The sequence below is a fragment of the Leisingera sp. ABM4_101 genome (assembly GCF_056158725.1).
Window position 1 is genome coordinate 3,917,004 of sequence record NZ_JBSWTV010000002.1, and the last position, 19,247, is coordinate 3,936,250.

The 19,247-nt window shown below is 63.0% G+C and carries 17 protein-coding genes and 1 pseudogene; 12 read left to right on the forward strand and 6 right to left on the reverse strand.

Features of this window, described 5'->3' with window-relative positions; genetic code table 11:
• Positions 1-127: 127 nt before the first annotated feature.
• From ACXAEK_RS20280 to ACXAEK_RS20295, 4 genes are all read left to right on the forward strand, one after another.
• On the forward strand, positions 128-1,090 hold the full coding sequence (locus tag ACXAEK_RS20280; RefSeq protein WP_475044695.1) for an aldo/keto reductase: 963 nt from the start codon (positions 128-130) through the stop codon (positions 1,088-1,090).
• A gap of 4 nt (positions 1,091-1,094) precedes the next feature.
• A complete protein-coding gene (locus ACXAEK_RS20285; protein ID WP_475044697.1) occupies positions 1,095-2,165 on the forward strand; it encodes an NAD(P)/FAD-dependent oxidoreductase in 1,071 nt (356 codons plus the stop codon).
• Positions 2,165-2,821 (forward strand): DUF938 domain-containing protein, encoded by a 657-nt coding sequence (locus ACXAEK_RS20290; RefSeq protein ID WP_475044699.1) that lies wholly within the window; start codon positions 2,165-2,167, stop codon positions 2,819-2,821. The genes ACXAEK_RS20285 and ACXAEK_RS20290 overlap by 1 nt, the downstream gene beginning before the upstream one ends.
• A gap of 73 nt (positions 2,822-2,894) precedes the next feature.
• Positions 2,895-3,230, forward strand: a complete 336-nt coding sequence (locus tag ACXAEK_RS20295; protein ID WP_475044701.1) for a carboxymuconolactone decarboxylase family protein — start codon at positions 2,895-2,897, stop codon at positions 3,228-3,230.
• A gap of 238 nt (positions 3,231-3,468) precedes the next feature.
• Here the strand turns inward: ACXAEK_RS20295 and ACXAEK_RS20300 are convergent, their stop codons facing one another.
• Positions 3,469-5,076, reverse strand: a complete 1,608-nt coding sequence (locus tag ACXAEK_RS20300) for a peptidoglycan-binding domain-containing protein (RefSeq protein ID WP_475044703.1) — start codon at positions 5,074-5,076, stop codon at positions 3,469-3,471.
• A 119-nt stretch (positions 5,077-5,195) separates the two neighbouring features.
• Between ACXAEK_RS20300 and lipB the strand changes: the two are divergent.
• Positions 5,196-5,855: pseudogene (gene lipB, locus ACXAEK_RS20305) on the forward strand (lipoyl(octanoyl) transferase LipB); the annotation flags it as partial.
• Positions 5,856-5,857: 2 nt separating this feature from the next.
• On the opposite strand, the gene ACXAEK_RS20310 reads toward lipB, so the two are convergent.
• Positions 5,858-7,531 (reverse strand): alpha/beta hydrolase, encoded by a 1,674-nt coding sequence (locus tag ACXAEK_RS20310; RefSeq protein WP_475044704.1) that lies wholly within the window; start codon positions 7,529-7,531, stop codon positions 5,858-5,860.
• 358 nt (positions 7,532-7,889) lie between these two features.
• Entirely contained in the window at positions 7,890-8,315 is a 426-nt protein-coding gene (locus ACXAEK_RS20315) for an HIT family protein (protein WP_475044706.1), read from the reverse strand.
• 234 nt (positions 8,316-8,549) lie between these two features.
• On the opposite strand from ACXAEK_RS20315, the gene ctaD reads away from it, so the two are divergent.
• Together ctaD and ACXAEK_RS20325 are read left to right on the forward strand one after the other, a co-directional pair.
• On the forward strand, positions 8,550-10,223 hold the full coding sequence (gene ctaD, locus ACXAEK_RS20320) for a cytochrome c oxidase subunit I (protein ID WP_475044708.1): 1,674 nt from the start codon (positions 8,550-8,552) through the stop codon (positions 10,221-10,223).
• Between the two features lie 149 nt (positions 10,224-10,372).
• Positions 10,373-10,855: a DUF2244 domain-containing protein gene (locus ACXAEK_RS20325; RefSeq protein ID WP_475044710.1), complete on the forward strand. Its 483-nt coding sequence runs from the start codon at positions 10,373-10,375 to the stop codon at positions 10,853-10,855.
• Positions 10,856-10,966: 111 nt separating this feature from the next.
• Here ACXAEK_RS20325 and ACXAEK_RS20330 read toward each other — a convergent pair whose 3' ends face one another.
• Positions 10,967-11,440, reverse strand: coding sequence for a GatB/YqeY domain-containing protein (locus ACXAEK_RS20330; RefSeq protein ID WP_475044712.1), 474 nt, complete (start codon positions 11,438-11,440; stop codon positions 10,967-10,969).
• Between the two features lie 182 nt (positions 11,441-11,622).
• Between ACXAEK_RS20330 and carA the strand changes: the two genes are divergently transcribed.
• Together carA and ACXAEK_RS20340 are read left to right on the forward strand one after the other, a co-directional pair.
• A complete protein-coding gene (gene carA, locus ACXAEK_RS20335) occupies positions 11,623-12,783 on the forward strand; it encodes a glutamine-hydrolyzing carbamoyl-phosphate synthase small subunit (RefSeq protein ID WP_475044714.1) in 1,161 nt (386 codons plus the stop codon).
• Between the two features lie 225 nt (positions 12,784-13,008).
• On the forward strand, positions 13,009-14,832 hold the full coding sequence (locus ACXAEK_RS20340) for a glycosyltransferase (RefSeq protein ID WP_475044715.1): 1,824 nt from the start codon (positions 13,009-13,011) through the stop codon (positions 14,830-14,832).
• Here the strand turns inward: ACXAEK_RS20340 and ACXAEK_RS20345 are convergent.
• Positions 14,792-15,436 carry a GntR family transcriptional regulator gene (locus ACXAEK_RS20345; RefSeq protein WP_475044717.1) on the reverse strand — a complete coding sequence of 215 codons (645 nt, stop codon included), beginning with the start codon at positions 15,434-15,436 and terminating at the stop codon, positions 14,792-14,794. The two genes, ACXAEK_RS20340 and ACXAEK_RS20345, sit on opposite strands and share 41 nt — an antisense overlap.
• A 142-nt stretch (positions 15,437-15,578) precedes the next feature.
• On the opposite strand from ACXAEK_RS20345, the gene ACXAEK_RS20350 reads away from it, so the two are divergent.
• The 3 genes from ACXAEK_RS20350 (at position 15,579) to ACXAEK_RS20360 (ending at position 17,911) form a co-directional block, all read left to right on the forward strand.
• Entirely contained in the window at positions 15,579-16,223 is a 645-nt protein-coding gene (locus ACXAEK_RS20350) for a pyrimidine 5'-nucleotidase (protein WP_475044718.1), read from the forward strand.
• A 162-nt stretch (positions 16,224-16,385) separates the two neighbouring features.
• Complete coding sequence (locus ACXAEK_RS20355) at positions 16,386-16,634, forward strand: hypothetical protein (RefSeq protein WP_475044720.1); 249 nt, start codon at positions 16,386-16,388, stop codon at positions 16,632-16,634.
• An 80-nt stretch (positions 16,635-16,714) separates the two neighbouring features.
• Positions 16,715-17,911, forward strand: coding sequence for a UbiH/UbiF family hydroxylase (locus tag ACXAEK_RS20360; protein ID WP_475044721.1), 1,197 nt, complete (start codon positions 16,715-16,717; stop codon positions 17,909-17,911).
• A 98-nt stretch (positions 17,912-18,009) separates the two neighbouring features.
• On the opposite strand, the gene ACXAEK_RS20365 is transcribed toward ACXAEK_RS20360, so the two are convergent.
• On the reverse strand, positions 18,010-19,134 hold the full coding sequence (locus tag ACXAEK_RS20365; protein ID WP_475044722.1) for an aminotransferase class V-fold PLP-dependent enzyme: 1,125 nt from the start codon (positions 19,132-19,134) through the stop codon (positions 18,010-18,012).
• Between the last annotated feature and the right edge of the window lie 113 nt (positions 19,135-19,247).

The window sequence follows — 19,247 nt, forward strand, 5'->3', positions numbered from 1 at the left end:
CACTCTCCATTCCGCGTACCCGCATCCTGCCAGAAAAACCGGGCGGCATTGTGGCGGGCGCCGGATCCGCAGGCAGCCCCGTAATACCGCCTTTCCAGGCGCCCGGCCCTATGCCAAGCTCTGCGCCATGACCCGAACCAAACGCCAGATTCTCACCAGTCCTGATGGCACCCCCGCCAGCCGTTTCGCCTTTGGATGCATGCAGTTCGGCGGCCGCGCATCTGAGGCGCAGTCGGCTGAAATGTATGCCGCCTGCCGCGCTGCCGGCATCAGCCATTTCGACACCGCCTGGGTCTATACCGATGGCAACTCGGAACAGATCCTTGGCCGCCTTATCAAGCAGGAGCGCGACCAGTTGCTGATTGCCACCAAAGCAGGCTACGAAGGCGGCGCCGGCGCTGCCAACCTGCGCGCCCAGCTGGACGAAAGCCGCCGTCGGCTGGACCTGGACATGGTCGATGTCTTCTACCTGCACCGGTTCGACCCGCACACCGACCTGCGCGAGACCATGGACTGTTTCGCCGCCCTCAAGGCCGAAGGGCTGATCCGCTATGCCGCGCTGTCAAACTTTGCCGCCTGGCAGGTCATGAAGGCACAGATGGCCGGGCTGGCCTCCGGCATTTCCGTGGATATTCTGCAGCCGATGTATTCCCTGGTGAAGCGCCAGGCCGAGGTGGAGATCCTGCCGATGTGCGCTGATCAGAGCATCACCGCGGTGCCCTATTCGCCCCTTGGCGGCGGCCTCCTCACCGGCAAATATGCAACTGGCGGCACGGGCCGCATCACTGAGGACAAGGGTTACAATATCCGCTACAGCCCTGCCGCAATGCATCAAACCTCTGTGGCGCTCACTGAACTTGCCGCGCAGCACGGCATTCACCCGGCCACCCTGGCCGTGGCCTGGGCCGCTGCCCACCCTGCCGCACCGGTGCCGATCATCTCTGCCCGCAACGCACAGCAGCTGCAGCCCTCGCTGGCGGCGCTGGACTTCGCCATGGACGCAGACCTCTACCAAGCGATTGAGGCGCTCAGTACGCGGCCCGCGCCCGCTACCGACCGGCTGGAAGAACAAGAAGACGACAAGGACTAGACCCATGCAGAATTTCATCGTGATCGGCGGCGGCATGGCTGGCACCAGCGCCGCTGCCCGGCTGGCTGCCCTCGGCAGCGTCACCTTGCTGGAGATGGAAGACGCGCTTGGCTACCATTCCTCTGGCCGCTCCGCCGCGCTGTTTGAGGAAAACTACGGCCACGGCCCCACCATCGGCCTGAACCGCGCCAGCGCGGCGCACCTGCGCGAGAACGGCTACCTGTCACCGCGCGGGCTGATGCTGGTCGGGGCCAAGGGGGACGCCGACGGCTTTGCCCGCGACGTGGATGAGCTGGGCATGGCGACGCTGGAGCTCGACGAGGCCCGCGCCATGGTGCCGATCCTGAACCCTGAAACGGTCGGGTTCACCGCCATCAGCGGCGCGGCAGAGGATATCGACACCGACCGGATGCTGCAGGATTTCGCCAAGGCCTTGCGCGCCGCGGGCGGCCATATCGTGACCAAGGCGCCGGTGACCGCGATCACCCGCATCAGCGGCGGCTGGCAGGTCATCGCAGGTGGCGAGGTTTATGTGGCACGCAATCTGGTCAACGCCGCGGGCGCTTGGGCCGATAAAGTTGCCGCGCTTGCTGGGGTCGCCGCCATCGGCCTGCAGCCCAAGCGCCGCTCGATGGCGCGGCTGCCCGCGCCCGGCGGCCATGACGTCAGCGGCTGGCCGATGCTGCTGGGCGTAGGTGAGACCTGGTACGCCAAGCCCGACGCCGGCAAGCTCTTGGTCTCTCCCGCCGATACCGACCCGGTGGAACCGCATGACGCCTATGCCGACGACATGGTGCTGGCCGAAGGGCTGGCCCGCTATGAGGAAATGGTGACAGAACCGGTAACGCGGGTGGAAAGCAATTTTGCCGGCCTGCGAAGCTTCGTCGCTGACGGCACCCTAGTGCTGGGGCCGGATCCGGATCAGCCGGATTTCATCTGGTGCGCGGGCCAGGGCGGCTATGGCATCATGACAGCGCCCGCTGCCTCGCAACTGATTGCCGATCTGGCAGCCGGCCGGGCGCCGGTACTGGACGCCGCTACGGTCGCCGCCCTGTCGCCTGCACGGCTGCGCTGATGCCGGTGCGCTCTGTTCCCGGCACCGCTTCGGTCGCCCAGCCGCAGGATGGCAAATTGTTTGCGCCGGCGGCTGAGCGCAACAGCAGCGCCATCTGCGATCTGCTGGCGGAGATTGCCCCGCCGCAGGGCCGCGCCCTGGAACTGGCCAGCGGCACCGGCCAGCACGCAGTGGCCTACGCCGCCCGCCTGCCCGGCCTGACCTGGCAGCCAACGGAGGTTGACGCGACCCGCCGCGCCAGCATCCGGGCATATGCCGATGAAGCAGGGTTGAGCAACATTGCGCCGCCCATAGATCTGGATGCCACCGCCCCCGGCTGGGGCGCGGAGCACACAGGCCAGGACCTGATTGTTCTGGTGAACCTTCTGCATCTGATCAGCGAAGAGGAAGCCCGCACCCTGATCCGAGAGGCTGCCGCAGCCCTCTCCCCTGGCGGGTGCTTTTTGGTCTACGGACCCTTCATGCGGGGCGGCGAACTGACCAGCGAAGGGGAGCGGGCCTTTCACGCCAGCCTCAGCACTCACGACCCGGAAACCGGGTACAAGGACGATTTTGACGTGATCGATTGGCTTCACAGCGCCGGTTTGAATCTGATGCAAGCTGTGGAAATGCCCGCAAACAACCTGGCGCTCATCTCAGGAAAACCTGCCGCCTGACTTGGATCAAAGCCCGCACAAAAGACTGCCCTTACAAATTTATAAATTAGAATATGTATGGAAGGAGCAGTAAATGGACTGGCACGGCAAACTGGACGGCACCCGCAAGGGCCTGCGCAATTTGAATGGCGCAATCCCAGAGACAGCTCAGGCCTTCGGCGCCCTTGGCAAGTCGGTGAAACAAGGCGGTGTTCTGGAATTCAAGCACAAGGAATTCGTGGCACTTGGTATCGCGGTCGCTTTGCGCTGCGAAGATTGCATTGGTTTGCATGTTGAGGCGCTGGTCAAATCGGGAGCCGCACGCTCAGAAGTTGGTGATGTTTTGGCAATGTCCATTCAGATGGGCGGCGGCCCTGCAATGATGTATGCGGCCAAAGCGATGGAGTGCTTTGATCAGCTGAGCCAGTAACCCATTTCGTTTACCCGTCGCAAAGCGCTGGAAAGCAGCTTTCCGAATTGGCCTGTTCAGGATCTGGACAGGCCCCCTTTCTGTCCTGACCCAGGCCAGAATCAGGGATGCCGCTGGCAGGCCATGCCGTCAGTCAATGATCCGCATGGCCTGAACATTTTGTGCCCGGTGACGGCTGGCCGTGAAACCAGCCGCTCACGATCCAGGGCAAATGGCCTTGCCCCGCAATCCGCCTTGGTCAGTCGGTCGAGAACGAGGGCAATGCCGCACCACCGGAAGCCTGCACGGGCTGAACCCGGCCGCCTGCCAGCTTGGACGAAGCAGTCTTGATCAGTTCCGCCCGGTCAGGCTGGCCAGGGGCAAAGACAGGCGCCGCGCCGCCTTCGAGCGAAATCACCGCCATCCCGTACCAGTCTTGCGCCCGCTCAGCCAGCGCTGGGACACCAAAGCCAAGCGCCAGGTGATGGCCGATCAGCTCTGCATAGGGGCGCTGGCCGGTGCCGGACAGAATCAAGGCAGCCCCCAGCGCCACATCCATGTCATCGCGGCGGTAGCCGGAGAACAGGCAGATCCCAGCGGTATTGGCCAGCTGCTCCAGCGACATGCCGGATTGCAGGACAAACTTCTGAACATCGCCCATCACTTCGCCGCTGCCCGCAGTGCCGAGCTTGGCAAGGAAAGGCTGCACTGCCGGGCCGAAGGCATCGCACTGGCTGTCGATCTGCGCCTGAGAGGCCCCTTTGACCTTTGCGGCGCGGGTTTCGCCTGAATTGATCGCATAAGTGCGGGCCAAGCAGAACTGCTCGCCCAGCGCCAGTTCCGGGTCGGTCATATTCGACACGGTGGTGAAACCGCCGTTAGAGCTGGTCAGGAGGCTCACCTTGCTGCAATAGCTGGTCAATGAGGCGCTCTGCTCCGGCTGGTCGAACAGGGTGATACCGCCCAGCGACGCGCTGTCCTGGCTGGCAAAGGCTGCCACTGTGCCGCCGCTCTGCTGGGTTGCCTGGACCGGCGCATCTCCTGCCGTGTCCGCTATGCGGCAGGTCCCTTGGTGACAGGCAAAGCTGGCAGGTGTCACATTGCGGGCCAGAAAATCGTTGCGCTGATAGCCCTGCGGCGTCGACGCAAAGACCATCACAGAGCAATTCGAAGCGCCGCACCAGAATGAACTGCCGGAAACCGAAGTATCCAGCACATAGTCATTGCGGCCGTCGCCGTTCAGGTCCGCCAGCTGCATGAAGCCGGTGCGCTGCAAAAGCTGCTCGCCGGTCGGCTCAGAGCTTGCTGCCACTTCGTCGACGGCATGGCTGACTTCCGGCGGCAGGCCGCCATAGGTGTTGCCGCCATACCCGCTGCCTGCAGTACGCAGGCCCGCGGCCTCGTCACGCCAGGTATGCAGAAGGCCGCGCACGCCCTGCGGGCCCTGCATTGCCTTGATCACCTGCGGGCCGCCGATCTGCGCGCGGTTATAGGAACTGACCAGGAAGTTACGCTCATATGGCGCCAAATGGCCAGTGGCTGGATAGCCCATATGGATCTGATACTGGGAAATGGCCGCGCGCGACCGGCGCCCCAGCACCCCGTCCGGCGTGCCGGCGGGGAACCCGAAATAATTCAGCGCAACCTGGGTTTCCCGGTTCTCTGCCCGGGTGGCTGAATAGGCCGGGGCCCTGCGGTAGGTGGTGCTGCGCTGGCGCTGCTTGTTCTTGTGGACCTCATTGACGATAACACCGCCAATGACGCCGCCGACAATTGCGGCCCCCAAATCGCTTGAAACTGCCGGCCCTGCAGCCGTAGTTGCCAGAAAAATTGCCGTCAAAGCCGGCTTGAGCGGTTTGGCAATCATGAAACTCGCCCCCTATGGATACTAACAATGGAATCAGGATACTCCACTGGAGGGGTCTGCACCTAGGGTTTTAAGGCCCTGGCGCGGCAAATCTATCCGGTAGACGCAGAAGGACGGCAGCGGTCATGGTAGAATGGATCACATCAGACGGTCTTGTTGAGTATGATCAAGCGGTTGCCTTCATGGAGGCGCGCGCCGCTGCAATCGCCGGCGGGTCGGCGGAAGAATGCATATGGCTGGTGGAACATCCGCCGCTCTACACGGCTGGCACCTCCGCAAGGCGCGAAGACCTGACCGACCCGGACCGCTTCCCGGTTTACGAGAGCAAACGCGGCGGTCAGTACACCTACCACGGGCCGGGCCAGCGGGTGGTTTATGTGATGCTGAACGTGGGCCGGCGCGGCCATGACGTGCGGCGTTTTGTGCAGCAGCTGGAAACCTGGGTGATCGCCGCCCTGGATGAATTCAATATCACAGGCCATATTCGCGAAGGCCGGGTCGGGGTCTGGGTTGAACGCCCGGACAAGGCACGCACTGCGGCCGGCCACATTGCAGAAGACAAAATTGCCGCCATCGGAATCCGATTGCGGAAATGGGTGAGCTTTCACGGCATTTCCATCAACGTGGAGCCAACGCTGGAGCATTTCAGCGGCATCGTGCCCTGCGGCATCACAGAATACGGTGTGACCAGCCTGGTCGACTTGGGACTGCCTGTGACCATGGCCGATGTAGATGTCGCCCTGAAACGCAGCTTTGAACAGATCTTCGAAGCGGGCTAAGCTCAGTTTCTGGCGGCAGCACAATCCTGCAGAGCGGTCAGCACCAGTTCCGGAAAAGTATAAAACACCAAGGCGCCCGCTTCCTGGCTGACGCAAAGCTGCGCATTCTGCAGGCCGCCCAGCGCGTCGCGGATCAGCGGAAGTGGCGCCACATGGTCCTCGCCGCCATGAACGAAGACGGACCGTGTGTTCCGGGCCAGCGCCATTTTCTGGTAGCCTTGCCGCATCATCTGCACATCTGCCCTAAAGCCGGCTCCGCCCTGCTGCTGAAACAGCAATTGGCTTTGTTTCAGCAACGGCAGCACATCAAGCTGATCCAGCTTATTTCTCTCCCGGCTGCCGCGCACGGTCTGGATTTGCAGCAAAGCCTTATGGCCGTACCAACGCAGCGCAGCGGACCAGCCTTTCATCAAGACCGGCAGCAGCCAGCGGGCGCGCGCCGCGGAAAAAGCGATCAGCCAGGCATAACCGCTCAGCCCCGGAAACTGCCGCGGCGTGCTGAAGGCGCAATTTGAGGCCACAGAAACCATTCCCCCGATACGGTCATGCAAGCGGTTGGCGGCAGCACATCCGTAAAGCGCACCGCCTCGATGGCAGAGCAGAATGGGCCGTTGCAGGTTCTCGTGCGACATCAAGGCGTCCAGCTGCTGCACAAAAGCGTCAGCCGGGTCCTGGCCGCGTTCCAGCGGGTCCGAATGCCCGTAACCCGCACGCATTGGCGCATAAACCCGGAACCCCAGGTTCCGGAGTTGCGGCTGCAGCCGCTGCAGCGGTGCAATCCCGTCCAGAATCCCATGCGCAAAAATTACCGGCTGACCGGTTTCCGAACCCAGACGGAAGTACTGGCTGCGGCGCCCGCGGCTGTCCTGGATCTCCTGGGCCGGCGGCATCAGGTTTCCCCGGGCAATCTTCAGGTCCCGGACGTGTTCATTCATCAAAAAAGCAGTCAGCCGGATCAGCTCAGCCACGCCAGGAGCCCCTGCCCTGGCAGCAACCGCAGCAAGGCTGGCGGGCGCCCGCCCGCCGGTCCCGGTCATCACCTGTCGGACCTGGTCCAGATCACCGGATTGCAAGCCAAATGCCGCCGCGAGCAGGCCAGCCGCCCCGGCGCTCCATTCGCAATCCAGCCGCTCCGCCATGACTGCATATTCCGGACAGCTGCCGCCGCTGAGCGGAACTGGCCGGCAGAGAAACATCTCACCGGAGCGGCCAGCCCCCAAAACGAGGACATCGCGGCGGGTAAAGGCGCCATCCCGCACCTGCTCCAGAAAATTGGCCCAGCGTTCGGCCGCCGCCCTGCTCATCCCCATTGCCGAGGTTAGCCCGCCGCCTGCAGCCATCTGGCGGGCGGCGCGCTGAGACGCGTTCAAAAGCCGTCCCCCGGTACCCGCCAGCAACCAAAAGCGGCAGCACTCCCCGGAATACGCGCCAGGCAGCGGCCGCCCGTCCCGCTGCCATTGCTGTTCCTGGATTTCTGCGGCCCGGGCAAAATGCGCCCGCAGGAGCGGCAGCGCCCGCTGCCGTCCTCCAAATTTCTCCGGCCCGGCGTCATTGCCGCCATCGGGTGACGATACAGGCAGGAACCGGTCGAACTGCTCCGCCCGGATCATGGTTTCATAAATTGCTGCGGCGACCTGATCCTGCGACAAGGCCTGCGTACGGCAAAAGAGCGTCACTGCGCGCCCTCCAATACTGCTTATGCGTCAACTGAGCCGATGCGCGCTTTGCAAGCATAGGAATTGGCGCGGGCTTTTGCCCCGCCTGTTTCAGGCTGCCAGCCTGTAAACTGAAAACACCCGGCTGATGCTGCTTTCAATCAAGCCCGCATTCGGTGCCGGCTTCCCCCAATTCTTGGGTCCCATACGCTCGGGCGCACACGCCCTCATTGACCTACAACCAATTTGCGAAACAGCTATGATCAAATTCAACTAAAATTCAACATCTATTTCTAATGCACAAATTCATATGCGAAACACCGGCTGCCGCACAGCCGGTGTTTTCAGGAAACAAAATGGACAGGCCAGCCGCCGCGGTTCACTCTCCGGCCAATGCAGCCCTGATTTTTTCTGCCTGCGCTTGGATTGCGTCCAGGTCCCCCATTTTGCCCGGCGGGCGCAAGCGGTCGCCTTCATGGCGCGGCAGCACATGCATATGCAGGTGGAAAACTTCCTGGCCGCCGGCCGCCTCATTGAACTGCTGCACAGTGACCCCGTCCGCCCCGAAAGCCTTGATCACCGCATGGGACAGTTTCTGCACCGTCCGCATCACAGCCGACAACTGCTCAGGGCTTGCGTCCAGCACGTTCCGGCAAGGGGTCTTGGGAATAACCAGCAAATGCCCGTCGGACCGCGGCATGATATCCATAAATGCCAGCGTGTCGTCATCCTCATAAACACGGGTTGAAGGAATCTCGCCCCGCAAAAGCTTGGCAAAGATGTTTTCGGGATCATAATCAGGCATCAGTCAGGCCTCCTGTTCTCGCATTGTCCCGGTTGTGCGCCCGCCCAGCGGCCAGGTCAAGCACGCAGCATCGCCCGGCCGAAATGGCATTCAAGCCCCTGCGGCAATAAATCTTGATCCAGATCAAACTCCGCCATTGAAGGCCCCGTCACGCCGCTCTAATACTCCAAAGGAATCCAGGCCGCCCGGAGTCCCTCTCCGGGGGCCTTTCGTTATGCAGCAGGAGGCACCTAAATGGCAGACGCAGCCATTCATGGTCACGGCCACGAGGACGAGCGGAGCTTTTTCACCCGCTGGTTCATGAGCACGAACCATAAGGATATCGGCATTCTTTACCTGATCGTTTCGGCGATTGCAGGTCTCATCTCCGTCATCTTCACCGTCTACATGCGGCTGGAGCTGATGGACCCTGGCGTTCAGTACATGTGCCTGGAAGGCGCGCGCCTGTTCGCAGACGCCTCTGCGGAATGTACCCCGAACGGCCATCTCTGGAACGTGATGATCACTGCCCACGGCATCCTGATGATGTTCTTCGTGGTGATTCCGGCTCTGTTCGGCGGTTTCGGCAACTATTTCATGCCGCTGCAGATCGGCGCGCCGGACATGGCGTTCCCGCGGATGAACAACCTGTCGTTCTGGATGTATGTTGCAGGCACCTCGCTGGCGGTCCTCTCGGTTGTCTCCCCGGGCGGCAATGACCAGCTGGGTTCCGGCGTCGGCTGGGTTCTGTACCCGCCGCTGTCCGTGAACGAGGGCGGCTACTCGATGGATCTGGCAATCTTCGCCGTGCACGTCTCGGGCGCGTCGTCGATCCTGGGTGCGATTAACATGATCACCACCTTCCTGAACATGCGCGCACCGGGCATGACTCTGTTCAAAGTGCCGCTGTTCTCCTGGTCGATCTTCGTCACCTCCTGGCTGATCCTTCTGTCGCTGCCGGTTCTGGCCGGCGCCATCACCATGCTGCTGATGGACCGCAACTTCGGCTTCACCTTCTTTGATGCAGCCGGCGGCGGCGACCCGATCCTGTACCAGCACATCCTGTGGTTCTTCGGCCACCCGGAAGTGTACATCGTGATCCTGCCCGGCTTCGGCATCATCTCCCACGTCATCGCCACCTTTGCGCGCAAACCGGTCTTCGGCTACCTGCCGATGGTCTGGGCGATCATCGCCATCGGCGTGCTGGGCTTTGTCGTCTGGGCGCACCACATGTACACCGTCGGCATGTCGCTGAACCAGCAGGCCTACTTCATGCTGGCCACCATGGTGATCGCCGTGCCTACCGGGGTTAAGGTGTTCTCCTGGATCGCCACCATGTGGGGCGGCTCCATCGAGTTCAAAGCACCGATGATGTTTGCCTTCGGCTTCCTGTTCCTGTTCACCGTCGGCGGTGTGACGGGTGTGGTGCTGTCGCAGGCTTCCGTGGACCGTGCTTACCACGACACCTACTACGTGGTTGCCCACTTCCACTACGTTATGTCCCTGGGTGCCGTCTTCGCGATCTTCGCAGGCATCTACTTCTACTTCGGTAAGATGACAGGCCGCCAGTACAACGAGCTGGGCGCACAGATCCATTTCTGGATGTTCTTCATCGGCGCCAACCTGACCTTCTTCCCGCAGCACTTCCTGGGCCGCCAGGGCATGCCGCGCCGCTATATCGACTACCCGGAAGGTTTTGCCTACTGGAACAAGATCTCCTCCTACGGCGCGTTCATCTCCTTCGCTTCCTTCCTGCTGTTCTTCGGCGTGGTGATCTATTCGCTGCTGCGCGGCGCCCGCGTCACCCAGAACAACTACTGGAACGAATACGCGGACACTCTGGAGTGGACCCTGCCCTCTCCGCCGCCGGAGCACACCTTTGAAATCCTGCCCAAGCAGGAAGACTGGGACCGCTCGCATTCGCACTAAGCGGCTCTAGCCCCTGAACACCGAAAGGCCCCGGAGCAGATGCGCCGGGGCCTTTTTCTTGAAAGCCTGCGCGGAAAACCCGCAGTGGAAATTCCGCTTTTCCAGCACATCTTTTAGTGTGACCCCACGACCGCAACAGGCCAGATGCGATGCCCTACAACTGGACCCGACCGCACAATGGCGCCGAGCGCGAAATGCACCTCTGGCCGCATCAGTCGCTGCCGCCCAAAGGCTATGCGCGCTTCCTGGGCCTGACTGCGGCATTGATTTGCGTGCCGCTGGTGCCGGTGCTCGGCTCGTTCCTGCTGTGGGGGCTCTTGCCGTTCCTGCTGCTCACCCTGTTCGGCATGAAATGGGCGCTGGACCGCAGCCGCCGCGACCACCAAATTTTGGAAGTTCTCACAATCGGCCCCGAAGACGCCAGGCTGGAGCGCTTCAACCCCGACGGCCACCGCCAAAGCTGGCAGTGCAACCGCTACTGGACCCGCGTCGAAATGCATGACGACGACGGCCCGGTCCCCCACTATGTCACCCTGCAGGGCGGCGGCCGCGAAGTGGAGATCGGCGCCTTCCTGTCCGAGGATGAGCGGCTGGCGCTCTACGGCGACCTCAAATCCGCCTTTGCCCGCTGAGCGGCAAACAAAAAGGCCCGCAGACGCGGACCTTCAAGCTTCTTTCTGGTCTAAAATACTCGCGCCGCAGGCACCGCGCGCCAGCGCGGTATCAGCCCCGGCAGCCGCATATCAGCAATCGCCCTTGCTGCAGAGCTGATCCTTCACCATCGGACCCGCCTTGCCGAAATCCATCTGGCCGGTGTATTTCGCCTTCAGCGCGCCCATCACCTTGCCCATGTCGCGAATCAATTCGGCACCGGTTTCCGCCACCGCTGCAGAGATCGCCTCTGCGACCTCCTCCTCGCTCAGCTGCTGCGGCAGGAACTCCTCGATCACACTGATCTCGCCCAGCTCCCGCTCCGCCAGATCCAGCCGCCCGCCTTCCTCATAGGCGCGCGCGCTTTCGTTGCGCTGCTTGGTCATCTTGCCCAGAATCGCAAGGATTTCCTCGTCACCGATGCTGGTTTCCTCACCATCGGCCCGGGCTGCGATCTCCCGGTCCTTGATGGCGGCGTTGATCAGCCGCAGCGTGGCCAGCCGCTCAGCGGCCTTGTCTTTCATCGCCTGCTTCAGAGCCTGATTGACCCGTGTGCGCGTATCCATGTGCAAAAGCATCCTTGTGGTTGCCGGACACCGATGGTTATCCATTCTGCCGCCGCTGTGCAAGTTTACAGTAAATTTTCAATTCCGGACCCGGCGTCAGCCTGCCCGCCTCTTGCAGGCTTGACCCGCTGCCGCGCCCCCCTTACAAGCCCATGAATTTTACCCGCATGGAGACTCGCGCAATGGCCGCTTCCGCCCCGACCAAGCCCACCGCATGCCTGGCGCTCGCTGATGGCACCGTCTTTTACGGCACCGGTTTCGGCGCGACCGGCGACACCGTGGCCGAGCTCTGCTTCAACACCGCGATGACCGGCTATCAGGAGATCATGACCGATCCCTCCTATGCCGGCCAGATCGTCACCTTCACCTTCCCCCACATCGGCAACACCGGCGTTACGCCTGAGGATGACGAAACCGGCGATCCGGTTGCAGCAGGCATGGTGGTGAAATGGGATCCGACGCTGGCCTCCAACTGGCGCGCAACGGAAGAGCTGAAGGACTGGCTCACCCGCACCGGCCGCATCGCCATTGGCGGCGTCGATACCCGCCGCCTGACCCGTGCGATCCGCCAGCAGGGCGCGCCGCATGTGGCGCTGGCCCATGACCCTGAGGGCAACTTCGACGTTGAGGCGCTGGTTGCCAAGGCCCGCGAATGGTCCGGCCTGGTCGGCCTGGACCTGGCCAAGGACGTGACCTGCGCGCAAAGCTACCGCTGGGACGAAATGCGCTGGGCCTGGCCGGACGGATATTCCCGCCAGGAGGCGCCTGCGCACAAAGTTGTCGCCGTTGACTATGGCGCCAAGCGCAACATCCTGCGCTGCCTGGCCAGCGCGGGATGCGACGTGACCGTGCTGCCCGCCACTGCGACGGCCGAGGAAGTGCTGGCGCACAACCCCGACGGCGTTTTCCTGTCCAACGGCCCCGGCGACCCGGCAGCCACCGGCGAATACGCGGTGCCGATGATCCAGGAAGTCCTGAAGGCAGACCTGCCGGTCTTTGGCATCTGCCTCGGCCATCAGATGCTGGCGCTGGCGCTGGGTGCCAAGACCGTCAAGATGAACCACGGCCACCATGGCGCCAACCATCCGGTCAAGGAGCATTCCACCGGCAAGGTAGAGATCACCTCGATGAACCACGGCTTTGCGGTCGACGCACAAACCCTGCCGGAAGGGGTCGAGGAATTGCATGTGTCGCTGTTCGACGGTTCCAACTGCGGCATCCGCATTTCCGGCAAGCCGGTGTTCTCTGTCCAGCACCATCCCGAGGCCAGCCCTGGCCCGCAGGACAGCTTCTACCTGTTCGAGCGTTTCGCCGAGGCCATGGCCGATCGTAAATCCGCGTAAAAAAGCTGTTAACCATGCCGGCAAGCGGCATGGTTAATGCCGCATTCACCCTTTCTTAAGCCAGCGCAGCCAGCCTGACAGTCTCTGCTGAAATTGCTGCGGGCTGACGATGAGCTTTATGTCAAAACCGCTGCGGCAGGCCAGCCAGCCGCAGCCTGCCAGGCACCACCCTCACGCGCCACCGGCCTTGCCGGCGGGCGAAGCCGGCCTGTGGACGGCGGCAGCATGATGAAAGCCCTGGTTTTGCGGCAGCATCAAAAAGCGGCATTAGGCCGCGTGCTGGTGGCAGAGGGCCTCGCCAGCGAGGCACAGGTCCAGGACACCCTCGCCCGCCAATACAGAATGCAACGGGCAGATCTGGCAGGCCAGATGCCCAACGCCCGGCTGCTGGCCCGTAAACCCGCGCAATTCTGGCTTCGCCACTGCGCTGTGCCATGGATGCAGTTTGGGCAGACGGTCACCATTGCAATCGCCCATCCCGACCGCTTTGATGCGCTGAAGCACGAACTGCAGGCCGCATTCGGCCAGATCACTCCGGTTCTGGCCAGCGAAGGCCAGATCACAAGCCTGCTGACAGAGCATTTCAGCCCGGACCTGGCACACCAGGCGAACTGCAGTGTGGTGCCCCGGCTCAGCTGCCGGACGCTTGAGCCCGCCAGGTCACGCGCAGTATTTTCGGCCTGTGCACTGCCCGGGCTCTGGATCTGCTGGGCGGCGCCCGCAGCGGTCTTTTCGGCGCTCTGCCTGATGGCACTTCTGTCGGTGCTCCTGTTCACTGCGCTGAAGCTTTTCGGGCTGGCAGCCTATTGGACCTCCCGCGCCCGCCGCCGCCGCCTGTTAGAGCGGCAGCGGCAGACACACCAGCCGGCTCTGCAGAAGCGTCCGGTCATATCCATGCTCGTCCCGCTTTACAAAGAGGCCGAAATCAGCCGGGCGCTGCTCACCCGCATCCGCAAACTGCGCTACCCGCGTGCGCTGACGGATGTGATCCTAGTGCTGGAACAGCATGACACCGTTACCCGCAGCGCCCTGGCAAAGACCCGCCTGCCCCCCTGGATCCGAGTTGTGGAAGTGCCCGCTTGCGGCGGGCTGACCACCAAGCCGCGGGCGATGAACTATGCATTGAACTTCTGCCGGGGCGATATCATCGGGGTCTGGGACGCAGAAGATGCCCCTCTTCCAGACCAGCTGGATCAGGCCGCGCAGGCCTTTGCCCGGGCCGGCAGCAGAACAGCGTGTTTCCAGGGGGTGCTCGATTATTATAACCCCCGCACCAACTGGATTTCCCGCTGCTTCACGCTGGAATACGGCAGCTGGTTCCGCGTCGTGCTGCATGGCCTTGCCCGGCTCGGCCTGGTGGTGCCCCTGGGCGGCACGACCATGTTCATCCGCCGGAAGGTGCTGGAGGAACTCGGCGGCTGGGATGCCCATAACGTTACTGAGGATGCTGACCTGGGGGTCCGCCTCTACCGTGCCGGATACCGCACCGAAATGCTGCCCAGCACAACCTACGAGGAGGCCAATTGCCGCCCCTGGCCGTGGGTTAAGCAGCGCTCCCGCTGGCTCAAGGGCTTTATGGTGACTTATCTGGTCCACATGCGTCAGCCGCTTCAGCTGCTGAAGGAGCTTGGCTGGAAACGCTTCTTCGGCTTTCAGGCCTTTTTCCTGGGCACCATCGGGCAATTCCTGTTTGCCCCGCTGTTGTGGAGCTTCTGGCTGGTCGCACTGGGCCTGCCGCATCCCAGTGCGGGTATTGTGCCCCCTATGCTGCTGTCACTGGCCGCCGCGGCTCTGGTCTTCTTTGAGCTGCTGGGCCTTGTGATCAGCGCCACCGCAGCCGCTGCAATGGGGCGCCCATGGCTGGCGGTCTGGGCGCCGGTGATGATCCTGTACTTCCCGATGGGCGCCGTTGCGGTGGCCAAGGCGGCCTACGAGCTGCTGGCCCGCCCGTTTTTCTGCGACAAGACGGCACATGGGGTAAAGCCCCCGCAGGGCCGCCGCCGCCGCATCATCCCCGCCCGCTGGCGTCCTGCTTCAACCGGGTCATGAAGGCAATCGAGATATGCTCTTTCAGCGCGTCGCCGGCCGCGTCCTCGTCACGGCGGCTGATGGCATCTACAATGCCCTTATGCTCCGACTGGGCGATTTCGCTGCGCCCCTCGGCAGCAAGCGAAGTGGTCGCCATCAGCGCCATGGTCCGGTGCACCAGATCCAGCTGCTGCACCAGATAGCGGTTGTGCGAAGCCAGATGGATTTGCTCGTGAAAGCGCCGGTTGGCCTTGGACAACGCCGCAGGATCACCAACAAGCTCATTGTCCGCTTCGACCATCTCCCTCAGCACCTTGATCTCTTCCTCGGTGGCATGGCGCGCCGCCAGCCGCGCTGCCAGCCCTTCCAGCTCGCGCCGGACGACATAGAGTTCCGCCATTTGGTTATGGTCCAGCGAGGCCACGATCAGCGACCGTCCGTCACGCTCCAGCAAGGATTGCGTCTCCAGCCGCTGCAGCGCCTCGCGGATCGGGGTGCGTGAAACGCCGAAACGCTCGGCCAGATCGCTTTCGACCAGCCGGTCGCCCGGCTTGTAAACGCCAACGTCAATCGCTTCGAGGATCAGCGCATAGGCATCTTTCTGGTTGCTGCGGTTCTGGCTCATAGTTGTTCCTGTCTTTACCGGTCCGCCAATCTCTACAGCCCGCTGGGCGGCAATCAACCCTGATGGCGCTAATGTATCTCAATCCTGCGGGCAAAATGCGCTTTTGATTGCAAATGCGGCCAGGGGTGCCTACTTGGGCCTCATGCCAAAACATGCTTTTTCCCATGTCACCCAATGGGTGTTCGACCTCGACAACACGCTGTACCACCCGTCGGCGCGCCTGTTCGACCAGATTGAGGTCAAGATGACGGCTTACGTGATGGAGGCCTTGGGCGTTGAGCGGGCAGAGGCCGACCGGCTGCGCAGCCACTACTGGCGCGAGCATGGCACAACTCTTGCCGGACTGATGCGCGAGCATGACTTGGACCCGGCTCCCTATCTGGTCGCGGTGCATGACATCTCAATGGACCACCTGGAAGAAGACGAACCCTTGGCTACGGCGATCCGCAACCTGCCGGGAAAGAAGATCGTCTACACCAACGGCTCCGCCCCCTATGCCGAGCGGGTGCTGGCAGCGCGCGGGCTGTCCGGCCCTTTCGATGATGTCTACGGTGTCGAGCATGCCGATTACCATCCCAAACCGGAACGCCGCGCCTTTGACAGGATCTTTTCCCGCGCCGGTGTGATCCCTCAGCAGGCTGCCATGTTCGAGGATGACCCGCGCAACCTGGCGGCGCCGCACGACATGGGTATGCGCACCGTTCACGTGGCGCCGCAGCCGGTTCAGGCGGAACACATCCATCACCACTCTGATGACTTGGCCGGTTTTCTGTCTTCCCTGACCTGATCCCAAGCTGCCCGCCGGACGCTTTTCAGGCGCGGTTTGCCGCATTGCAGAATGTGTACAAACGCATGCCGGCAAATCTTTGCAACTGCGGCAAAATATACCTGTTTGCCGTATCTTTTCCTGCATATATGCGCCGCGAAACGAACTGATGGAGCCTGACCGATGAGCGCATATGCCCTTCCCGCCCGCCTGACGCTGTGGCAGCGAATCCTGTTTGCCGTGCCGCTGCTGGGACGGATGATCAAGGAGGTCGCCTATGGCCCGGAGGAGAACCTCTATTACGCGCTGGCAACCCTGGTCAGCGCCTGGGGCTGCGCAATCCTGCTGTTCGGCCTTCCGGGTCTTTACATCCCCGCCCTGTGCATGGTGCCGGTGATGTTCATCCTGCTGATCACCATCACCCGCGGCTAAAAGCCGTATCTGCCGGTATCGGCTTGTCTTCCCCCTGCCCCCGGGCCTATCTCTGAGCCAAGAGACGGAGGGCTGAGACCATGGCCGATACCTGCGACATCCTGATTTCCGGCGGCGGCATTGCGGGATTGGCCGCAGCCGCCGCTTTTGCTTCCCAAGGCTTCAGCGTGATCTGCGCCGACCCGGCCCCGCCGGTGACCGAGCGCGACGCCGAAGGCTCCGACCTGCGCACCACCGCCTTCCTGCAGCCTGCGCAAGCCCTGCTGGAGCGCTGTGGCATCTGGGCCCGGCTGGCAGAGCACGCCGCCCCCTTGCAGATCATGCGCATCGTCGATGCCGGCGGCGCCCGGCCCGAGCCGCGGGTGGTCAAGGATTTCAACGCCGCTGACATCTCTGAACAGCCGTTTGGCTGGAACCTGCCCAACTGGCTCTTGCGGCGGGAGATGATTGCCCGGTTGGCAGAGCTGCCGAACGTGGACCTGCGCTTTGGCACCGGCACCACGGGCCTGTTCACCCGCACCGATGAGGCACGCGTCAGCCTCAGCGGCGGCAGCCAGGTGACCGCGAAACTGGTGGTCGCTTGCGACGGCCGCAACTCGCCGATGCGCGCGGCTGCGGGCATCCCGGTCAAGACCACGCGCTATGGCCAGAAGGCGCTGGCCTTTGCCGTCACCCATCCGGTGCCGCATGAAAACGTCTCCACCGAGATCCACCGCTCCGGCGGCCCCTTCACGCTGGTGCCGCTGCCCGACTACCAGGGCCAGCCCTCCTCAGCGATTGTCTGGATGGAGCGGGGCCCGCGGGCGCAGGAGCTGCTGAACCTGGCCCCCGCCGCCTTTGAAGCCGCCATGACCGAGCGCAGCTGCGGGCTGTTCGGCGACCTGAAACTAGCCTCGCGCCGGACCATCTGGCCGATCATCAGCCAGTCGGCAGAGCGGCTCAACGGCGAGCGCCTGGCGCTGATGGCCGAAGCCGCCCATGTGGTGCCGCCAATCGGCGCGCAAGGTTTGAACATGTCGCTGGGTGATCTGCGCAGCCTGCTGGAACTGGCCGAGACCCGCCCCGAAGGCCTGGGGGACGCGCAGATGCTGGCCGCCTATCACAAGGCCCGCCACAGCGAGATCATGCTGCGGGTGAAGGGCATCGACCTGCTCAATCGCACCTCGATGCTGGCGCCGCGCCCCTTGCGCGACCTGCGCGCTATTGGCCTCAATGCGCTTTATTCGCTGGCGCCGGTGCGCAAGACCCTGATGCAGATGGGGCTGGGGGTTAAATAAGAAAAGCGGCTTTCCCAAAGGGAAAGCCGCTGCCTCCGGCGGGGATATTTTCAGCCAGAAGAAGAGCGAATCCGGGCGGCTTCCCGCCCGGGAAGGGCTTAGAGCACCTGATCCACGACGGTTTTCAGCCGGGCAATGGTGGCGTCGACGTCATAGAGTTTGTCGAGACCGAACAGGCCCAGACGGAAGGTGCGGAAGTCCGCAGGCTCATCGCATTGCAGCGGCACGCCTGCCGCGATCTGGGTGCCAAGTGCGAGGAACTTCTTGCCGTTCTGCACCTCCGGATCGGTGGTATAGCTCACCACCACGCCCGGCGCGCCAAAGCCCTCGGCAGCCACGGAGGTGATGCCCTTTTCCTTCAGCATCGCCCGCACGCCATTGCCCAGCGCCCATTGCGCATCGCGCAGCTTATCGAACCCGTATTCCTTGGTCTCCAGCATGGTGTCGCGGAAGGCCTTCAGCGCGTCCGTCGGCATGGTGGCGTGATAGGCGTGGCCGCCATCCTCATACGCCTTCATGATGGTGCGCCACTGTTTCAGGTTGATGGCAAAGCTGTCGGAGGTGGTCTCTTCCAGCCGCGCCAGCGCCTTCTCAGAGAACATCACCAGACCCGCGGACGGCGAGGCGCTCCAGCCCTTTTGCGGGGCGGAAATCAGCACATCGACGCCGGTCGCCTTCATGTCGATCCAGGCGCAGCCCGACGCGATGCAGTCCAACACCATCAGCGCGCCGACCTCATGCGCGGCTGCGGCCATCGTGGTCACGTAATCGTCGGGCAGGATCACACCGGCTGCGGTTTCCACATGCGGGGCAAAAACGATGTCGGGCTTCTGCTCGTGAATCGCAGCCACCACGTCGGCAATCGGCGCCGGCTCAAACGGCGAAGCGCTTTCATTGCCGGTGCGGCGCGCCTTCATCACGGTGGAGGATGCGGTGAAACCGCCGGCCTCAAAGATCTGGCTCCAGCGGTAGGAGAACCAGCCATTGCGCACGACCAGCGCATTGGCCCCACGGGCAAACTGGCGGGCAACCGCCTCCATCGCATAGGTCCCGCCGCCCGGCACCAATGCCACCGCTTCGGCGTTATAAACCTCTTTCAGCATCCCGTTGATGTCCAGCATCACCTGCTGGAAAGTCTTGGACATGTGATTCAGCGAGCGGTCGGTGAAAACCACCGAAAATTCATCCAGACCCTGCGGGTCGACGGTCTCGAGCAGTGCCATCTTGGCCTCCCTAAAATTCCTCATCCTACGGCTAGCCGGTGCCGCGCGGTTTGGCAAAGCCTACCATGGCATACATCCGGCAGCCGTCCTCCGAGGGGCGATACTGGCGAAGG

Coding starts and splice junctions, on each gene's coding strand:
- ACXAEK_RS20280 (WP_475044695.1), top strand. CDS start 128: ATGACCCGAACCAAACGCCAGATTCTCACCAGTCCTGATGGCACCCCC.
- ACXAEK_RS20285 (WP_475044697.1), top strand. CDS start 1,095: ATGCAGAATTTCATCGTGATCGGCGGCGGCATGGCTGGCACCAGCGCC.
- ACXAEK_RS20290 (WP_475044699.1), top strand. CDS start 2,165: ATGCCGGTGCGCTCTGTTCCCGGCACCGCTTCGGTCGCCCAGCCGCAG.
- ACXAEK_RS20295 (WP_475044701.1), top strand. CDS start 2,895: ATGGACTGGCACGGCAAACTGGACGGCACCCGCAAGGGCCTGCGCAAT.
- ACXAEK_RS20300 (WP_475044703.1), bottom strand. CDS start 5,076: ATGATTGCCAAACCGCTCAAGCCGGCTTTGACGGCAATTTTTCTGGCA.
- ACXAEK_RS20315 (WP_475044706.1), bottom strand. CDS start 8,315: ATGCCTGATTATGATCCCGAAAACATCTTTGCCAAGCTTTTGCGGGGC.
- ctaD (WP_475044708.1), top strand. CDS start 8,550: ATGGCAGACGCAGCCATTCATGGTCACGGCCACGAGGACGAGCGGAGC.
- ACXAEK_RS20325 (WP_475044710.1), top strand. CDS start 10,373: ATGCCCTACAACTGGACCCGACCGCACAATGGCGCCGAGCGCGAAATG.
- ACXAEK_RS20330 (WP_475044712.1), bottom strand. CDS start 11,440: ATGGATACGCGCACACGGGTCAATCAGGCTCTGAAGCAGGCGATGAAA.
- carA (WP_475044714.1), top strand. CDS start 11,623: ATGGCCGCTTCCGCCCCGACCAAGCCCACCGCATGCCTGGCGCTCGCT.
- ACXAEK_RS20340 (WP_475044715.1), top strand. CDS start 13,009: ATGATGAAAGCCCTGGTTTTGCGGCAGCATCAAAAAGCGGCATTAGGC.
- ACXAEK_RS20345 (WP_475044717.1), bottom strand. CDS start 15,436: ATGAGCCAGAACCGCAGCAACCAGAAAGATGCCTATGCGCTGATCCTC.
- ACXAEK_RS20350 (WP_475044718.1), top strand. CDS start 15,579: ATGCCAAAACATGCTTTTTCCCATGTCACCCAATGGGTGTTCGACCTC.
- ACXAEK_RS20355 (WP_475044720.1), top strand. CDS start 16,386: ATGAGCGCATATGCCCTTCCCGCCCGCCTGACGCTGTGGCAGCGAATC.
- ACXAEK_RS20360 (WP_475044721.1), top strand. CDS start 16,715: ATGGCCGATACCTGCGACATCCTGATTTCCGGCGGCGGCATTGCGGGA.
- ACXAEK_RS20365 (WP_475044722.1), bottom strand. CDS start 19,134: ATGGCACTGCTCGAGACCGTCGACCCGCAGGGTCTGGATGAATTTTCG.